This is a genomic window from Streptomyces lacrimifluminis (assembly GCF_014646095.1).
Taxonomy (GTDB): Bacteria; Actinomycetota; Actinomycetes; order Streptomycetales; family Streptomycetaceae; genus Streptomyces; species Streptomyces lacrimifluminis.
On the sequence record NZ_BMMU01000052.1, the window covers coordinates 12,853 to 29,514 of the forward strand.

General features: G+C 68.8%; 11 protein-coding genes. 6 read left to right on the plus strand and 5 right to left on the minus strand.

Going from position 1 to position 16,662, the window contains the following annotated elements:
• Positions 1–28: 28 nt before the first annotated feature.
• Complete coding sequence (locus tag IEY89_RS37905) at positions 29–565, minus strand: hypothetical protein (protein ID WP_189152084.1); 537 nt, start codon at positions 563–565, stop codon at positions 29–31.
• A 109-nt stretch (positions 566–674) separates the two neighbouring features.
• On the opposite strand from IEY89_RS37905, the gene IEY89_RS37910 reads away from it, so the two are divergent.
• The 3 genes from IEY89_RS37910 (at position 675) to IEY89_RS37920 (ending at position 5,137) form a co-directional block, all read left to right on the plus strand.
• The gene (locus IEY89_RS37910) at positions 675–1,535 is read left to right on the plus strand and encodes a hypothetical protein (RefSeq protein WP_229695667.1); all 861 of its coding nucleotides are present in this window, start codon (positions 675–677) and stop codon (positions 1,533–1,535) included.
• Positions 1,535–4,168: a DEAD/DEAH box helicase gene (locus IEY89_RS37915; protein ID WP_189152086.1), complete on the plus strand. Its 2,634-nt coding sequence runs from the start codon at positions 1,535–1,537 to the stop codon at positions 4,166–4,168. Before IEY89_RS37910 ends, IEY89_RS37915 begins: the two co-directional genes overlap by 1 nt.
• Positions 4,169–4,456: 288 nt before the next feature.
• A complete protein-coding gene (locus tag IEY89_RS37920) occupies positions 4,457–5,137 on the plus strand; it encodes a TnsA-like heteromeric transposase endonuclease subunit (RefSeq protein ID WP_189152095.1) in 681 nt (226 codons plus the stop codon).
• Positions 5,138–5,950: 813 nt separating this feature from the next.
• Here the strand turns inward: IEY89_RS37920 and IEY89_RS37925 are convergent.
• The 4 genes from IEY89_RS37925 to mblB all read right to left on the minus strand — a co-directional run bounded on the left by IEY89_RS37925 (position 5,951) and on the right by mblB (position 11,917).
• Positions 5,951–6,508, minus strand: a complete 558-nt coding sequence (locus IEY89_RS37925; protein WP_229695668.1) for a DUF6308 family protein — start codon at positions 6,506–6,508, stop codon at positions 5,951–5,953.
• Positions 6,509–6,978: 470 nt separating this feature from the next.
• Positions 6,979–8,079 carry a patatin-like phospholipase family protein gene (locus IEY89_RS37930; RefSeq protein ID WP_189152088.1) on the minus strand — a complete coding sequence of 367 codons (1,101 nt, stop codon included), beginning with the start codon at positions 8,077–8,079 and terminating at the stop codon, positions 6,979–6,981.
• Positions 8,076–10,616: an anti-phage 6A-MBL system cap2_3 protein gene (gene cap2-3 / locus IEY89_RS37935; protein ID WP_189152089.1), complete on the minus strand. Its 2,541-nt coding sequence runs from the start codon at positions 10,614–10,616 to the stop codon at positions 8,076–8,078. The genes IEY89_RS37930 and cap2-3 overlap by 4 nt, the downstream gene beginning before the upstream one ends.
• Complete coding sequence (gene mblB / locus IEY89_RS37940) at positions 10,613–11,917, minus strand: anti-phage 6A-MBL system MBL-fold protein (protein ID WP_189152090.1); 1,305 nt, start codon at positions 11,915–11,917, stop codon at positions 10,613–10,615. The genes cap2-3 and mblB overlap by 4 nt, the downstream gene beginning before the upstream one ends.
• Positions 11,918–12,582: 665 nt before the next feature.
• Here mblB and IEY89_RS37945 point away from each other — a divergent pair.
• From IEY89_RS37945 to IEY89_RS37955, 3 genes are read left to right on the plus strand one after another with little or no spacing between them, the layout of a single operon-like run.
• Positions 12,583–12,960, plus strand: a complete 378-nt coding sequence (locus IEY89_RS37945) for a hypothetical protein (protein ID WP_189152091.1) — start codon at positions 12,583–12,585, stop codon at positions 12,958–12,960.
• 46 nt (positions 12,961–13,006) lie between these two features.
• Positions 13,007–14,152, plus strand: a complete 1,146-nt coding sequence (locus tag IEY89_RS37950) for an ImmA/IrrE family metallo-endopeptidase (RefSeq protein WP_189152092.1) — start codon at positions 13,007–13,009, stop codon at positions 14,150–14,152.
• A complete protein-coding gene (locus IEY89_RS37955; RefSeq protein WP_189152093.1) occupies positions 14,149–16,479 on the plus strand; it encodes an nSTAND3 domain-containing NTPase in 2,331 nt (776 codons plus the stop codon). The genes IEY89_RS37950 and IEY89_RS37955 overlap by 4 nt, the downstream gene beginning before the upstream one ends.
• Positions 16,480–16,662 lie beyond the last annotated feature (183 nt).

Sequence of the window (16,662 nt, forward strand, 5' to 3'; positions counted from 1 at the left end):
CCGGTGGCAGGGCGGGGCGCGGTGGCCGTCATGCCGCAGCCGCTGCGCCGGCCGATCCGAAGACGTCGTCGAAGCGGTGCGCCTGCTCCGCGCGGACGAGGTGGAAGGCGCCGCTGCGGTGGCGCAGGGCGTGGGCACTGTAGTGGGCCACCTCGGCCGGGGTGAGGACCTTCAGGTCGCCGAAGACGTAGTACAGCGGAGTCGGGGCGTGGGCCGCAGTGAAGAAGAGACCGGCGGTCACGGTGTCCCTGCTGACGGCATAGCGGTCGGAGTCGGTGCTGGGCATACGGTCTTTCGCGTCGATGGTGATCAGGTCGGCGCCGCGGGCGGCGATCAGGTCGGGGAAGTGCCGCAGGGCGGAGCGGGTCCGGCGCAGGGCCTCCCGCACGGCAGGCGGGTAGGTGCCCTGCCCGCAGGGCTGGACGGTCCAGCCGCGGGCGCGCAGCGCGGCCGCCACCCGACGTTCGTGCATGTCGCCTATCGCCTTACGGTCCTGCCACTGCGTCAACTCCGGTTCCCCCTCGGGTACGTCCCGCGATCCCTGCGCGTGATACGAAGGATTCATAGTTCGTCCTACCCTCCTGGACGGTATGATGCTCCTCATGGCGGCATACGTTGACCCACGCTTTCGTCCCACTCTCTGGCCCGGGACGCCCGTGCCGACACCGGAGTTGATGCCTCTTCGCAAGGTGCGGGCCGACGGCGAGTGGATCGTCTGGACCCCGCAGCTCCCTTCCCGCGCGCACACCGTCCCCATGCCGGAGGACTTCTACCTGCGCGAGTTCATGGAGGTCGACCCCGAGGACCTCGACGCCGTGGCCGCCCTGATGGGCGCCTACGGACACCTCGGCGGCAGCATCAACACCGGGAGCTGGGACGTCGACGTCTACGAGCATCTCAAGGAGCTCAGCGAGCGCGAGCACCCCCGCGCGCCGTTCGCCCTGCACGGCGAACTGGCCACGCTGTTCATGAGGGAGGCGCAGGCTGCCATCACCACCTGGCTGGCCCTGCGCCGTGAGGGCGGACTCGACGCGCTCGTCGAGCCGGAGGTGTCCGAGGAAGAACTGGCGCAGTGGCAGGCGAGCAACGCTGACCGGGAGGAAGCGTGGCCGCGGGACCTGGACCACCTGCGCGAACTCGTCCTGGACATCAGGATCGGCAACCTCGTGAGCGAACTGAACGCCGCGCTCAGGCCGTTCAGTATCGGCATCGGCAGTCTGGGCGACCGTTACCCCACCGTCCTCGCTGTGGCGTTCCTCCAGCTCTACAACCACCTCGCCGAGGACGCCACGATCCGCGAGTGCGCCAACGAGACCTGCCGCCGCAGCTTCGTACGCCAGCGCGGCCGCGCCGCGTACGGACAGAACCGCACCAGCGGCATCAAGTACTGCACCCGCGAATGTGCCCGTGCCCAGGCGCAGCGCGAACACCGCCGGCGCCGCAAACAGCAGACCCCGCCCCTCCCGCAGCCACCGGCCGGGAAACCGACGCCGCAGGACCGCCCGGAACCCGTCGGCCAGACGGGAGCTGAGTGATGATCAGCCTGCGGGAACACCAGGTGGAAGCGAACGCGCGCATCCGCGCGTGGGCGGGATTCCCCACGAGGTCACCGGTACCGGCGCACGGGCTGCGCGGGACCGTCGTCTCCGCGACCGGATCCGGGAAGACGATCACCGCCGCGTGGGCCGCACGGGAGTGCTTCCGCGGCGGGCGGATCCTCGTCATGGTCCCCACCCTCGACCTGCTCGTGCAGACCGCCCAGGCGTGGCGGAGGGTCGGCCACCACGGGCCGATGGCCGCGGTGTGCTCGCTGGAGAAGGACGAGGTCCTGGAGCAGCTCGGCGTGCGGACCACCACCAATCCGATCCAGCTCGCCCTGTGGGCGGGCAGGGGGCCGGTGGTCGTGTTCGCCACATACGCCTCACTCGTGGACCGCGAGGATCCCGAGGACATCACGGGCCGGGCGAAGGTACGCGGGCCGCTGGAGGCCGCTCTGGCGGGCGGGGAACGTCTGTACGGACAGACAATGGCCCCGTTCGACCTCGCCGTCGTCGACGAAGCCCACTCAACCACCGGTGATCTTGGTCGGCCGTGGGCGGCGATCCACGACAACTCCCGGATCCCCGCGGACTTCCGGCTCTATCTGACCGCGACCCCGCGCATCCTCGCCTCCCCCCGCCCGCAGCGCGGCACGGACGGCCAGGAGCTGGAGATCGCGACGATGGCCAGCGACCCCAACGGCCCGTACGGCGAGTGGCTGTTCGAGCTCGGGTTGTCGGAGGCCGTCGAGCGGGGCATCCTCGCCGGCTTCGAGATCGACGTGCTGGAGATCCGCGACCCCTCCCCCGTCCTCGGGGAATCGGAGGAGGCGCAGCGGGGCCGGCGTCTGGCGCTGTTGCAGACCGCACTTCTGGAGCACGCCGCCGCGCGCAACCTGCGCACCGTCATGACGTTCCACCAGCGGGTCGAGGAAGCCGCCGCGTTCGCGGAGAAGATGCCGCAGACCGCGGCCCGGCTCTACGCGGCCGAGGTCTGCGACAGGGACCTGGCCGGCGCGGAGGCCCTGCCGGCGTCGTCGATCGACGCGCAGTTCTACGAGCTGGAGGCCGGCCGCCACGTCCCCCCGGAGAGGGTGTGGTCGGCGTGGCTGTGCGGCGACCACCTCGTCGCCGAACGCCGCGAAGCCCTGCGCCAGTTCGCCGACGGCCTCGACGCCGACAACAAGCGCGTACACCGGGCCTTCCTCGCCAGCGTTCGCGTCCTCGGTGAAGGCGTGGACATCGTGGGCACCAGGGGCGTCGAGGCGATCTGCTTCGCCGACACCCGCGGCTCCCAGGTCGAGATCGTCCAGAACATCGGCCGCGCCCTCCGGCCGAACCCCGACGGCACGGCCAAGATCGCGCGGATCATCGTGCCCGTCTTCCTCCAGCCCGGCGAGGACCCCGGCGACATGATCGCCTCCGCCTCGTTCCGCCCCCTCACAGCCGTCCTCCAAGGCCTGCGCTCACACTCCGAACGCCTCGTCGAACAACTCGCCAGCCGGGCGCTGAGCAGCGGGCAGCGGCAGGTGCACGTGAAGCGGGACGAGGACGGGCGGATCATCGGCACCACGTCCGAAGGAGAGGGCGGGCAGGACGAGGCCGAGGGCGCGGTGGAGTCCGCGCTGCTGCACTTCTCCTCTCCCCGGGACGCCGCCACGATCGCCGCGTTCCTGCGCACCCGGGTCTACCGGCCCGAATCCCTGGTGTGGCTCGAGGGCTACCAGGCCCTGCTGCGCTGGCGAAAAGAGAACGGGATCACGGGGCTGTACGCCGTCCCGTACGACACCGAGACGACGGTGGGCGTCACGAAGGCGTTTCCGCTGGGACGCTGGGTCCACCAGCAGCGGCGCACCTACCGCGCCGGTGAACTCGACGACCACCGCCAAGAACTCCTCGACGACGCCGGGATGGTGTGGGAACCCGGCGACGAAGCCTGGGAAACCAAACTCGCCACCCTGCGCTCCTACCACCGCGCCCACGGCCACCTCGCCCCCCGACGCGACGCCCTATGGGGCCACGCCGACAGTGAACTGGCCCCGGTCGGGGAACACATGGCCAACCTCCGCCGCACCCACGGCCTCGGCAAGAACCCCGAACGCGCCACGGTGCGGGCGGCGCAGCTTGCCGCGATCGACCCCGACTGGAACTGCCCCTGGCCGCTGGACTGGCAGCGCAACTACCGTGTCCTCGCCGACCTCGCCGCCGACGAACCCGACGGCGTCCTCCCGGCCGTCGAGCCCGGTGTGCTCTTCGAGGGCGACGACCTCGGACGATGGCTGCAACGGCAGACCCACGACTGGTTCCAACTCACCGAGGAACAGCAGCGCAGACTCTCAAGCCTGGGAGTGAAGCCCGCCGAACAGCCGGCACCAGCCACCCCGGACGGCGCGAAGGCATCCGGGAAGGCATCAGCCTTCCAGCGCGGTCTGGCGGCCCTCGCCCAGTGGGTCCAGCGCGAGGGTACCCAGAAGGCAGTGCCGAGGGGGCACGTCGAAGCCGTCGTCATCGACGGCCAGGAACACCAGCACAAGCTCGGCGTATGGACATCGAATGTCCGTTCCAGGCGGGACAAACTCACCCAGGAGCAGCTGGACGCGCTGCGGGAGCTGGGCGTGGAGTGGGCGTAGGTGTGGCGCTGGTCAGCACGGTGCCGGTAGGCCTCCAGCCACCGAATATTCCGTTCCACAGCGTGGCTCCCGAGCGACTGTTGCCCCGCCCAGGAAACCGAGGGTGGCCAAGTCCGACTGCCCGCCCGGGCTGCGGTCAGAGCAGTTCGTACGTTGGGGGGGCCATTACCGGGTGGGGCGATTAGCAGTTAAGCGTGTGTGCAGACGCGGGATGCCACATCGAAGCCGGTAGCCGCCCCTGGCTCCGTCGATGCGCGGTTCATCGATCCCCTGGGCATCGGCCAGCGAATGCCGTGGGCGGACCTGGTGCGCAGTGTCCGCCTGGAGGACTGCGGTCCGGTGCGTTCGTTTCCCGTGCGGTCTGGAAGGCGGATGGCGCCAGGCTGGTGGTGGTCGGCGACCGACGGCCGGCTTGTGCGCTACGGGTCGGGTGTCATGCGGACGCAGGTGATGCTGCTGGACCACGACCCCGAGGTAGTGGCAGTGGCGTGCCGCCCTGTGGAGTTCGTCTGGCGTGAGCCTGACGGATCCTGTTTGGAGCACGCCCCGCATCTGATGGCCCGGCTCGATGATGGCAGTGGTCTGCTGGTCGCCTGTGCCGGACGGGAGGAGGTCTCTCGGCGCCTTGCCCATCGTGCTGAGGTGGTGGCTGCTGCTGTGGCCTCTGTGGGGTGGCGGTACAGAATTGCCCGGCCTCCGGATCCGGTTCTGGCAGCCAATCTCTCCTGGCTGGCCGGTTACCGGCATCCCCGTTACAGGGGCGGCGCCCTGGCGGGGCGCGTGGCCGAGGCATTTCAGCGCTCTCGGCCGCTGATGGAAGGGGTTCGCGGGCTCGGAGATCCGGTCGGGGTCCTCCCGGTGGTCTTCCATGCGCTCTGGAACGGCGCCTTGTCGGCTCCGCTGGACGCCCCGCTGCATGAGCGGGTGACCGTGACAGCCGCCCGCACCGTCGGACGGCGGCAGGCATGAACGGCGCGATACCCGCCGTCGGCCAGCCACGTGACCACCCTCCGGTCCCGCGCGCACGACACCGCCCCCAGCAACACCTCCCGGGCGCCCTCGGGCAGCATCTTCGGATGCCGGCGCACCCGTTCGGCGGGCGCGAGCGGGTTGGCAGGCATGCTGTGCAGGACGTGTCCGAGCATCGCCCGCCGCCTATCCGCCCGCGTCGGCAAACGCGTCACACGCAGCGCCTCCGCCAGCGACGGGTTCACGCCGTGGATGCCCAGGTGGAGGTAGAAGCCCTTCAGACAGGCCGCCGCGGTCTTCAACGCGCTGTGCCCGTACGGGCGTTTCCCCTCCCGCCACGGCAACCCGAACGGCCCCGGATAATCCGCACCCAAAGCCGCCATGTAGTGCCGCAGATCCTCCAGCGACACCGACCCCGCGTCCAGGCCCGCGAACCGCAGCCACCGCAGATGATCCACCAGCACATACGCATACGTACGGTCCGTACCCGCCCGACAGGAACGCAGGAACCCGTCCGCCTCCGCCACCACCGAACAGTCCGCATCCACGACCGTGTAACAGACCCGCCCGTCCCCACGCACGATCTCCTGGACGCGTAACTCGCCCACCACCAACCGGCCACCCACCATGTGCCGCCCCCACCGGACCGGGAACCGCCCCGGTGGCGACACCCCCGGCCCCGAGTCCACACCCCTCCCCCACACCCCCGGACCACTCCACACGAACGTCCCACACACCCCAGCGACGGTTGGTAAAGTCCGTCACCCTCACACGCCAGAACGCCCCCTCGGGTCGCGTTGACGGCAGGCATCATCAGGGGCAGACATGGCCCACAGCACGGTGGCTCATCCACACCGCCACATCGCACACCCGCAACGCACTCACCGTTTCGGGCAGCCCCGCGGCCTGCCGCAGATCGAACAGCTGGCGGTGCAACGCGGCGTCGTCCTCACGCAGCGCGGTGTGGAGGGCGAGCCAGAAGGACGACGGCCGGCCGACCGCACAGCGGACAACGCGGTCATAGACCGGGAGCAGCCGCGGGCGCTTGCGAGCCAGGAGCTTGCCCGCGATCACCCATCCGACATCGGGCTGGCCGCGCAGGAGATGCCAGGCCTGGTCCGCCGGCGAACCGTCGGCCACGACATCCGCGTCGGCATCAACCATGTCGATGTCCCTGGGAATGACTCGCAGCAGACCGGACAGCCGCGCGCCGAGAGGGCCCTCCAGAATGTCCAGCGCGACGGACGCCGGAACGGTCACCGACAAAGTCTGCACCGCGACCAAGTCCTCCGCCGTGAACCGGTTGGCGACCTCCGGCCGGTCTCCCCCACCCGCCAGATGCTCGAACCGACTGCCGGTGAACGCGGCCACGTCAGGCGGCAGATCGATCCCGAAGTAGTGGCGCAGATCACCCACAACACTCTCTGCACTCAGCAGTACGCGCAACCGCTGCCCCAACGGCGACAACGCCCCCCAGAAACACCGAGCGCAGCGGCAGGAGAAGCCATGAGATCTCCAAAACCAGGTCTGTAGCAGGGCGGCCAGGTGGGCGTGTCAACACCGAAGCAGCTGTCCTGCGCCGCAGCCTCCTGCCGCAGGGGGCACCGCCGCCGAGGCAGGACGACGGCAGCTTGTACTCGCGGAGCGGCACAACCGGGTTGCGCCCGTTCGGGCTCTCTCCAGCAGCGCTGCATGCCCAAGGTATGAAGCTGTCGGCGGGACACGGCCGGCGAAGAGCGGGGGGCGGCCGGGGCGTGCGCAGCTCAGGCTATGGGGTGCCGTGGCGGGCAACCAACCGCTATCTGTACCAGAAGGGCATCCCCTATCGCTTCGCTGCTGCCTCAGCGGTGTGCGGGGCGCAGGTACATCGGCAGGACGGTGCGCATGAGCTGTTCGCCGCGGGTGGTGATGGTTTCGAAGTCGCCGCGGGCCATGGCGGCGAAGTTGGTCGGGTACGCGGCAACCGCGCTGCGCGGGACGAGGTCGGCGGGCGGCGCGGGCAGACGATCGTCCTGCATGCCGAGATAGGCGAGGGCGAAGCCGTCGATGCGTCCGCTCGCGGCCCATTCGTGCAGGCGGGAGCGGGCGGAGTCCTGTGCCTTGCGGTGGACGGTGGCGAAGGAGCGGTTGAGGCGTCCGGGCATGAAGTGCGGTGCCTTCAGGGCGAGTTCACCCAAACCTGCGTCGCAGGAGATGATGAAGGGCACGTCGTAGACGTGCTGGGTGTGGTGCGGTGAGCGTCCGGGCTCGAGGACGGACAGGCCGAGGTTGTCATAGACGCCGCCGTCGGTGAGCAGCACGGTGTGCTGCTGCTGGTGTCCGCCCGGGTGCTGGAAGGTGAAGGTGCGTTCCAAGGCTGGCAGGATCGCGGGGTAGGCGGCGGAGGCGGCGACGGCGGTGGCGACGTGGATGGGTTCGGTGATGGTGCCGTAGCGGGAGCAGCCGCTGCGGGTGCTGCCGAAGCGGACGGCGTTGGTCGTGGCCAGGTCGGTGGCGGTGAGGACGACGGCAAGGCCGGGGTGGGTGACGTCGGCCATCGTCTGGGTTCCGAACGCTTTGTGGGTGAGGACGGCGGCTAGGGCGTCAGTGCGGTTGGCGGGGCGGGCGACGCTGACACCGCTGTGGCGGGAGAACAGTTGGCGGGTGCCTGCGCAGGCGGCCGCGGTGAGGTTGCGCACCGCCGCAGAGGGCCTGAACGCCTGTCGTGCGATGTCCAGTTGGAGGCCGGAGCGCAACAGGTCGGTGGCGCGGGTGTCGAAGTCGGCGAAGTCGGGCGGGCCATAGGCCCACAGGGCGGCGAGGAGGGAGCCGCCGGAGATGCCGGAGACGACGCGGATGCGGTCGAGGAGATCGCGGTCGTTAAGGGCGCGCAGGCAGCCGAGGTGGAAGGCGGCGGCGCGGGAGCCGCCGCCGGACAGGGCGAGGCCGATGGTGCGGGTCATGGGCGAGCCTTGCGTGGGAAGGGAACCGGGCCGTGGGGGCGGGTGGCGTAGCCGCCGGGCCACCACGTCACAGGGCCGAGGCGGGCGGGTAGTTGCGGCGAGGGCGGCTCGGCTGCGGCGGAGGCGGTGCGGGTGGCGAGGTGGGCGTAGAGGTCGGGGCCGTCACCGGTGGCGAGCCACTTGTGCCACACGGACTCCGGTCCTCCGGCGATGAGGACGAGGGCGCGGGAGGGGGCGTCGTCCAGTGGCAGGGTGAGGCTGGTCATGGCGGCGCGGTCGGTGGCACTGGGCTGCGCGGCGGTGTGCGGGTGGGTGTGCCACATGCCCAGGAAGCGGCTGATGTTGCCGGTCGCCTCCCGGCGGGCGCCGAGGTGAGCGCCGACACCGTCCAGGCCGTGCCGGAAGTAGGTCTCCGTCAGCAGGGAGTCGGGGGGCGGGCCGGTGGCCTCGTCGACGAAGATCACGCCGGTGGCGTCGTCGACGACGCCGAGCAGGGTCCCGCCGGTTTCCACGCGCGAGCCCCTCACGCGGGCGCCGCGACGGGCTTCCGCGCGCATCTCAGCGAGTGCGGCGGGGGTGATGCGTACGTCGTAGCCGGTGGCCTTGTCCGTGACAAGGGTGTCGTTGGGCCAGGTCAGCCAGCGCGGCCCGGCGGGCTGGGTGCTGGTGGGGCTGGCGGGCATGCGCACGATGAGCGTGGCCATGGTAGGCCGGTCGGCGGGGTCGGCCAGAGCATAGAGGACGCCGGTCACCAGTTGTCCGGCCAGTGCGGTGACGTCGGCGGCCGAGCCGGTGAAGGTGGCGTCCGAGCAGCCGGGTTCGGGCTGGAAGAGCTCCGTGCGGGGCTTGGTGGGGAAGAAGTCCTCGATCAGGTCATCGAAGGTGTGCGTGGTGTCGGTGTGCGCGGCCAGCGCGGTGCGGCGCAGGACGTCGGCGCCACCGCCGGTGGCACCGTGGGCCGAGAGCGCGGCGAGGCCGCGGGTGGCGTGGTGGCCGATCATCAGCGTGGCCAGGTGAGGCCACGGGGCGATATCGGTGCGGCGGGCGCGTTCGAGGTGGGCACGGACGATGCGGTTGGCGGTGCAGTCCCAGATCAGGTCGAAGGGGTGCAGGTCGAGTTCGGACAGCCGGGTGGTGATGTCGCCGACGAGTGCTTCGACCCGGGTGTGGTGGGGGTCGATCCGGTTGAGACGGTCGGCCAGGACGCTCGCCTTGAAGTGCCCGATGTCGGCGTCCGTGTAGGGCTGGCGGGCCAGGATTCCCGGGTGGACGAGCGCCTGGTCGGCGACGGTGAGGTGCGCGGCGCCGGCGCGTGCGCACATGTCGGCGACGGGGGCGCCAAGCGCGCCCGCGCCCAGGACGAGGATGCGTTTGCCCCGCAGCCAGGCCGCGGGGGTGGCTTGGTCGCGGCGGACGGTGACTTCGGGGCGGGCCTCGTAGATGCGCATCCACCGGGTGGGCAGACGGTCGAGCCATTCGGTGCCGAACTGGATGACTTCGTCGCCGAGTTCGGCCAGGTACGGGCGGCCGCTGAAGGCGGTGCCGACGGCCAGGCGCCCGATCTGGTCGGCGAAGTCGGGCAGGTGCCAGGCCACCAGGTGTGTCTGGCGTGGGCCGTCGCCGGCGATGCCTCGCGAGGGGGTGCCCAGCAGCAGGTGCACCGGCGCGGCCGGGGTGTCTTCGTCGTCCTCGTCCTGCGCGTCGCCGTCGAGGTGGAGCAGGGTGCGGTTGTGGTCCGCGACGAATCCCGTCAGCCCCAGTAGCAGGCGTGACGTGATGTGGTCGCGGGCCAGGGCTTCGACCAGGTCCCGCGCGGTGAGCGGGTATTCGAACGTCAGGTGCTTCGTGGTGACGACGGCGGGGGCGAGGAACGCGCGGGCACCGGCCGGGAGCGCGGCGGTCTGCCGCAGCTGCTCCAGGGTGGCGGGCCAGGGGTCTTCGACGGCAAGCCAGCCCACCACGTCGCTTCTCGTGTCGCCGACCTGGTGCAGCACGGCGGCGCCCAGCCACGGACCGTCCGGCCGTGCGACGGGCGCGTCGCGGCGGATCACGAGGAGCCCCGCCGTGTGGTCGGTCAGGGCGTTCGGAGGGTGCAGGGGTTCGCCGGGCCGGTCCAGTTCTCCCGCGGCGCCCGCCTCGAACCAGTCCAGGAGGCGGTTGACGAACCCGTACATGCCGTCGGCCGGATCCCACTCGGTCGCCGTCGAGCGGTACAGGCACAGGTGGCGGCCCCAGTTGACGTGCGGAGCACCGGCGAAACGGGTATGCCGAGTCCGCACGCTTGGGGCGGCGAAGGGAAAGTTCGGGGGGATCAGCAGGGTGACCGCCTCGACACTGCGCAGCCGCAGAGCGCCCTGGGTACGCGGCAGGTTGGCGCAGCCGACGCTGATGCGGGCCTCGACGTACCCGGGCCGGCCGGTGGAGGCGGTCACGTGCGTGGCCGCCATCGATCCTTGGGAGGCCTGGGCGATCCGGTGGAGCTGGTCGAGGGCGAGCTGCTGGCCTTCAGTGAGTTCCGGGGTGGTGCTGTCCTTCACGCGGCACCGAATCCGATCTGTACCGCCGGCTCGGCCTTGTCACCCCTGGCCTGCTGCACACCGGCGCGGGCTGCGTCCGTACCGTGCTGGTGCGGCAGGCCGGCTGCGGCGGTGAAAGAAGCGGCCGGGAAGCGGGTGGTGCCGAGCGCGGCCAGCAGCCGTCGGCCGCCGCCTGCGGCGTGCAGCACCTGGGCCTTGTTCTCCAGGTCGGTGACGTCCACGAGCTCCAGCCCCAGGCCGGGCTCCAGGGCGAAGACCACCGGACGGGGTTCGTCTTTGGAGGGGTACTCCCCCGTACACAGCACCGTGTAGTCGGTGATCGACTCATACGCATTGCGGGCCAGCAGGTGCGGCGGATTGTTGCCCTTCTCGTCCTTGTCCCGGAAGGGAAGCGAGCTGGCGATCACCCGCGCGTCCGGGCTGGCATGCGCCTGGACCTTGTCGAGGACGTCCTGCTTGAGTTCTTCCTCGCCGTCCTCGCCCTCGGCGTACATAGCCTTCTTGGAACAGTGGTGTGGGGAGAGCAGCACGTCCCACTCCACCCGGTCCGAGTTGCCTGCGGCCTCACTGTTCTCGAAGATCATCTTGATGATGGGATAGGCGAGGTCGCCCAGGAACAGCAGTCGGCCGGCTGTGCCGTCGTCGGCCTTCAGCTGCACTTGCAGGGCCAAGGACGTGTCGTTGCGGTCGCCGGCGCAGTTGTCCTTGAACGGTGCGTGGACGAACGCCTCGAAGCGGTCCGCGACGTCCTCGCCGTCGAGCTGGGTGATCACATCGCCGGGGAACGTGAAGTACTCGTCGGGCAGTTCGGCATAGGAGTGCAGTTCGCGGTCCTCGTCATAGCCGATGATGCGCACCCGGTCTCCGCTGGCAGGCTCCTTGCCGGCCTTGACGGCCTTGAGGGTGGCGTCCACGCGTCGCTCGACCTCGTCCTGGAAGCGTTGCGCGTCCTCGCACATCGGCTTGTCCTCGGACAGTTCGCGCCACAGCCGGGGCGTCGCCCAGATCTCCCCGATCAGGATGGAGCTCTCCAGGAGGTCGCCGAAGCCGCAGCAGTGGTCCGAGTCGGCGTGGGTCAGGGCGAAGACCGCCAGGTAGGGCGTCTTGCCGTCGGGCTGCGGCAGGGTCTCCTCCAGCCGGTCGATGACGGCGGCGACCACCGCGTCGTCCTCGTCGGCCGCCTTCATATCCCGCAGGTCCACCTGCACCACCAGGTTGCCGCCCAGCACGATCGTGGTGGAGTCACCCGTGCCCACCGGCCAGAACACCACCCCCTGTTCGGGAAGTTCCGTCTCGACCATGTCCTACCTCTTCACTCGATATTGATCAACTAGCAGGAAAAGCAGACCAATTCACTTCAGGTCAGATTTACCACGCGTCACTGACAACGACGCCGCCATCGGGCCGGTGGAGACCGACACGAACAACTCCCCCTCGCGCACGGCGACCTCCTCGTCCCGTGGCCGGCGAACGACTGCTGATTCCGTCCGGCGCTCCCGACCAGGCAGTGCGTGGCCGCGTCGATACCAGCCAGGCCCAGGATCACGTTCGGCGTGGTGCACTTCGGCACCGGCCACAGGCTCACCGTGACCGTCTTGCCGCCGGTCTCCTCGTGCTGCATGTCTGCCGTCGTCATGACGACCTATCTCCCCCGGCCCGCCTCAGCGGGCCGGGAAACGTGAAAGGCGGGCTCGAAGCCCGCCTACTTGCTCTTCTTCGAGCCGCGCGATGCGCGCTCATTCACCGTCGTCGACGGGTGCCTGCGCACCGTCGACTGCTTCACGAACCGACCCGTGACCGCACTCCGACCACGCTTCCCTGCGGACCCACTCGCCTTGCTGGACTTGCCTGACATGACGCACCCCTTCCAATGGTGAATCAATTTGACCTGCGGAGATGCCTTATCATGCGATGGATTTCATGCACCCATAAAGCTAATGAAACTTTTCTTGATCGAGAGAGTAGCATGGAAGCGACAGGTATACGCAAGAGGTTTCTGGGGCTGCCGGTGAACATCGCCTTCGACGACGCGGAGCTCGCCCGCGTCTGCAACAGCGACGCGGCCCGCCGGGCCCGCTTCGGGCCGGAGGCCGCCGCCACGCTCCACAGACGCCTCGATCAGATGGCCGCCGCCGACCACCTGGCCGACCTGCATCGCCTCGCGGCCGCCCGGCTACGGCCCGATCCGGCCGACAACGGCGTCAGCCGGATCGTCTCGCTCGGAGACCACGGCCACCTCGTCGTACGCCCCCGCGACGACCCGCCCGCCGCCCACCGTGACGGCACCCTTGACGAACACTCCGTACGCGCCCTGATAGTCACCGCGATCTCCATCACGCGATGACCGCCCCCGCCACCCCCGCCTCCCCGACCTCAGAGAGGCATCACCCGTGACACCGCCTCCCGCCCAGCACCTCGTCTACGCGCCCGACTCCGCCCAGCCGCCCGGCGAGACCCTCAAAGAACAGCTGGAAGCACTCGGCATCCCGCAGGCCGACCTCGCCCGGCGTACCGGCCTGTCCACCAAGCACATCAACCAGATCGTCCAGGGCACCGCGGTCCTCACCCCCGAGACCGCACTCCTCCTCGATCGCGCCACCGGCATCCCGGCATCCCTGTGGAACCAACTCGAAGCCGCCTGGCGCACCCACGTCACCCAGCAGCAGGAACTGACGCGGTTCAGCGAGCGCATCGACTGGCTCGACAACTTCTCACTGTCCGAACTCGTCAAGCGCAACATCCTGCCGGACAAAGCAAAGACCGTAGGAAACCTCCAGCGCCTGCTGGCTTTCTTCGGCGTCGCTGATCCGGATATCGCCGAAGACCTCTGGCGCAGCTACCGCACTGCCTTCCGCCGCTCCACCCTCTTGAAAACCGACGACTACGCCACCGCGGTATGGCTGCGGCAGGCAGAACTTGAGGCCCGCGCCCTGCCCTGCCAGCCGTTCGACCGCGCCGCCCTCACCGCCCTGCTACCCCGCCTGCGCGCCCTCACCCTGGAAGACCCGGCAACCTGGCCCGACCACATCACCCGTCTATGCGCCCAGGCCGGCGTAGCCGTCGTCTTCCTCCCCGCCCCTCCCCTGACCAGCGTCTCCGGCGTCACCCGCTGGCTCACCCCCGACAAAGTCGGCATCGCCCTCAGCGACCGCTTCAAGAAAGACGACCACTTCTGGTTCACCGTCTTCCACGAGATCGGCCACACCCTCCTGCACGGCAAAAGACTGACCTTCCTCGACAACACCGACCGCGCCGACGAACACACACCCGAAGGCGACCGCAGCGAAGAAGAAGCCGACGCCTTCGCCGCCCAGACCCTCATCCCCCCCGAGCACAACGCCGCATACCGCCGCCTCACACGCAGGCCCATGCCCTTCGACAACATCAAGACCTTCGCCCACGAAGCCGGCATCGCCCCCGGCATCGTCGTCGGCCGCCTCCAGCACGACGGCGCCCTGCCCTGGACCCACGGCAACAACCTCAAACGCCCCGTCCACTTCCCCCACAACGGCCCCGCCAAGGACCAGCCACAGTGACCGCCCACCCCCGCAAAGGCACCGTCGCAGCACCGGGCTCCCCCGACTTCGCCCTCCACACCCTGGGCTGGCGCGCATTCCAGGACCTGTGCGCTGCCGTACTCCGCGAAGTGTGGGCACAGTCCGTGCACACCTTCGCCGACTCCAACGACGGCGGACGCGACGGCGCGTTCCACGGAACCTGGCAACAGCCACCGGACCCGATCGGCGTCCAGGACGTCCCCGACGGCCCCTTCGTCCTGCAGTGCAAGCACACCAAGAAAGCCAACACCACCCTCACGCCCTCGGAACTCAGCGACGAGTTCGCCAAGGCCCAGGCGCTGGTGGACCAGGGTCTGTGCGGCAGCTACGTCCTGCTCACCAACGCGCGGGTCAGCGGCGCCTCGGCAGCCACCATCCGACAGCGGCTGCTCGACGCCGGTGTCGGGTACCCGCTGATCCTCGACGGCCAGTGGATCTGCGACACCATCGCCACCCGCCAGCGCCTACGGACCTTCGTCCCCCGCGTCTACGGACTCGGCGACCTCTCCCAGATCCTCGACGAACGCGCCTACACCCAAGCCCAGTCCCTGCTCGGCTACCTGCGAGACGAACTGGCCACCTTCGTGGTCACCGACGCCTATAGACATGCGGTCCAATCCGTGCAGGACCACGGCTTCGTCCTGCTCCTCGGTGAGCCCGCCGTTGGAAAATCCGTCATCGCCGCGACCTTGGCCATGACCGCCCTCGACGCCTGGGGCTGCCTGACCGTTAACGCCCACGATGCAGATGGACTAGTGCGGCACTGGAATCCGCACGAGCCGAACCAGTTCTTCTGGATCGATGACGCTTTCGGTGCCGTACGCCACGAACAGCAACTCACCGACAGCTGGTCCCGTCACATGCGGAACGTCATGACCGCCGTCCGGGGCGGAGCCAAAGTCGTCCTCACCTCGCGCGACTACATCTACCGCGACGCACGCCCCTACTTGAAGGAATACGCCTACCCCCTGCTGCACGAACAGCAGGTTGTCGTCGACGTCGCTCAACTGCCCCTGCATGAACGCCGCCAGATCCTCTACAACCACATCAAACTCGGCGACCAGCCACAAGCGGTCCGCGCGATGATGAAGCCACATCTCGACTTCGCAGCCGAAACAGAGCCGTTCCACCCCGAAGTTGCCCGACGCCTCGGGCAACAGACCTTCACACGCCATCTCGAACCGACCGGCGAGGGTATTACTGACTTCATGGCTCGCCCAACGGCCTTCCTCCGCGACGTCTACGCTGAACTAGGCCCCGATGAAAAGGCCGCCCTCGCTCTGGCCTACCAAGCAGGCGAGCAACTTCCCGCACCGCTGACTCTGGACGCGTCACAAAGCGATGTCATCAACCGGATCGGGAGCGCCCCCGCAGGTGTCAGCCGCGCCCTGCTGGCACTAACCGGAACCTTCCTGCGCTTCGCCTCGCCGCCCGGCAACGACTCAACGACCGGCTGGTCGTTCCGCCACCCCACCCTGCAGGAGAGCTTCGCCGAATTCATGGCAGCCGATCCCAACCTGCTGGGTATCTTCATCGGCGGCTTGAACTGGCGGACACTTCTCACACGCATCGACTGCGGAACGCAACAGCAACGTGGCACGCTACTCCGCGTACCTCCCGCCCTCTACCCGGCTGTCATCAAACGTCTGCTAGCTGTCGAATCGCAGGTAAGGGACGGCCGCTATTACCTCGCAGAGTGGTACAACTTCTTCGCTACGCGATGCTCTGACACCTTCTTGCAGCTATACACGGAGGCAAATACCCAGTTCAAAGAACGGATGATGCAGTTCATCTCGTTCTTGGACTCTGCTCACGAGCCAAAGGTCCTGGCTCGCCTCCACGAAGCCGGACTGCTGACCTCACAGGAACACAACCTTCTCCGAGAAAGGGTCGCCGAACTAGCGATCGAAACCCCGGACGCCGCCTGGCTGCGCCAGCCCGAGTGGCATGTCTTGCTCAGCGACACAGACCGAGAATACCTTCTCCAACGAGTTCGCGAAGAGCTCATTCCTGATCTCGAATACACCCTGGACACTTGGCGAGACAACCTTCCTTCCGGAGAAGATCCCTACCAGTACTACAGGGTGCTACAAGATGAGCTAGGAACTTACCTCGAAGCTTTTGAACAAGACGCCGAAACTGCGAGTGCCCTCGACCGAGCTATCACCAACGTAGAAGAAGCAGCCACCTCTTACGACGATTACGACCCCGAGCCAGGTGAGGGTCCGTACACCAGACACCGCGCGGGCCTCTCACACCAGGCCCCCCCACGCAACCGCAGCATCTTCGACGACATCGACAGCTAACAACCACACGACAGCAACGCTACTGACATAGCTGCCCGGCAAAACCCGAAGTGACGACGCCGCACACTCTTCCCCGATCGGTAAAACGGACGAGGCACACGGAACCGCAGGTGATCTAACTTGACTCTGTCGGGGATCTTGGCGTTTCGCGGTGCGGCAGCATGGTCAACGGGCATGCTCGGG